Source organism: Pseudonocardia adelaidensis, assembly GCF_039543345.1.
Classification (GTDB): domain Bacteria; phylum Actinomycetota; class Actinomycetes; order Mycobacteriales; family Pseudonocardiaceae; genus Pseudonocardia; species Pseudonocardia adelaidensis.
The window spans coordinates 1-1,571 of the sequence record NZ_BAABJO010000078.1 but is presented as its reverse complement, the minus strand read 5'-3'; the positions used below and the strand labels follow the sequence as shown (position 1 = coordinate 1,571).

Annotated in this window: 1 protein-coding gene; it reads right to left on the bottom strand. The window is 68.9% G+C overall.

Annotated elements, in window-relative coordinates; all coding sequences use genetic code 11:
• Positions 1–446 precede the first annotated feature (446 nt).
• Positions 447–1,481, bottom strand: a complete 1,035-nt coding sequence (locus ABEA81_RS42255; protein ID WP_345613686.1) for an IS110 family RNA-guided transposase — start codon at positions 1,479–1,481, stop codon at positions 447–449.
• Positions 1,482–1,571: the final 90 nt, after the last annotated feature.

Sequence of the window (1,571 nt, the reverse complement as noted above, 5' to 3'; positions counted from 1 at the left end):
AGTCATCCCTGAAGGAGCGGGGCCGGTCAACCCCTGTTCTTGTTGGTGATCTTTCTTCTTGCGGTTCCTCCGCCTGTTCTTGGGCGCGCCGGGGTGAGGCGTTGGGGTCAGGGATCGGCCCGGAGGGGCGACCGCGAAGCGGCCGGAGGTCCTTGACGCCGACGCCGCGTGGCGCACGCTGTTCAGGGCGGAGAGAGGTGCTCGGCGGCTCCGTGTTCCTCGGGGTGCGTGGTGGGGGGCGTGTGCGTGCTCCAAAGGCCGTTTCCCCGGCTGTGGACAGGCCCCGCGTGGGGGCTGTCGGTCATCCCTTCGCCGCGCGTGGCGGCATGGAGTGCTGCGACAGGGGGTGGGTGGTTGCGGTGGGTGGGATCAATCAAGAGGGGCGACCGCGCCGCGGACGGGGGTCATGACTGCCCACGATCCGCACCCATCACGTTGGGTGCTGCTCATGCCGTGCGGGTTCGCGGTGGCAGGCATCGGATGTGTCGGTCACGCAGGCCGTAGAACACCAGCACGATCAGATGGCGGGCTGCAGCGACGACGCCGATGTTGTGGCCGCGCCGGGTAGCGACCTGGTCGCGGACCTGGCCGAGGCGGGTGTGGCCGGGAACGCGTTGCACGGCCTCGACCGCGGCCCAACGGACCAGCCTTGAGCCCTGCTTGGTGATCCGTCCGCGATGCACGGTGGTGTCGGACTCATGGTGCTTGGGGGTCAGCCCTGCCCAGCTGGCCAGCTGCGCCGGCCGGTCGAACCGACCGATGTCTCCGATCTCGGCAACGAACACCGCGGCCAGCACCGGCCCGATCCCGGGGATCTGCTGGATCGCAGTGTAGCCGGGGTGTTCGCGTAACCGGCTGGCGACGAGTTTGGCGAACAACTCGATCTCGAAGTCGAGGTTCTCGATCAGTCGCAACAGCGAGTTCACTCGGGCTCGGGCCGCGGTGGGTAGCTCGGCTCGGCCCAGGAGTTGTTGGCCTTGCGCCCCGAACAGGTCACTCATCAGCACTGTGACGCCGGCGCCGGCGAGCACGGCGTGGACCTGGCATCGGAGGTTCGAGCGCATCCCGACCAGCTTCGCGCGGTGGCGCACCAGTTGGCGCAGCTCCCGCGTGGCCGGCGGGGCGATCCACGCCTCGGGTAGCCGGCCCATCCGCAGCAGGTCGGCCAGGTCCGCGGCGTCGCGTTGGTCGTTCTTCACTCGTCGATACGAGAACGCCTTCACCCCCAACGGGTGTGCCAGGTGCACGCTCGCGCCCAGCTCGCTGAGGGTGTCCGCGGCCCAGTACCACCCATACGTTGCTTCCAGAACCACCTCCGGACGCTCGCCCGCCCGGGTCATCACCTCGCGCAGGACCTGCGGATCGTTGGGGATCCGCACCGTCTCCAGGGCCTCGCCCGTCGCGGTCATCCGCACCAGCACCGAGCGTCGCCGGTGCAGATCCATTCCGACGATCTGCCTACCCTCGTATGCTCCGCTCACAGGGGCCTCCTCGAGTCGATGGTGTGAGCACCCCGAGCATGAGCCGGGGACCACGAGGAGCGGAGGCCCCGCTCCTTCATCTCATCAAGG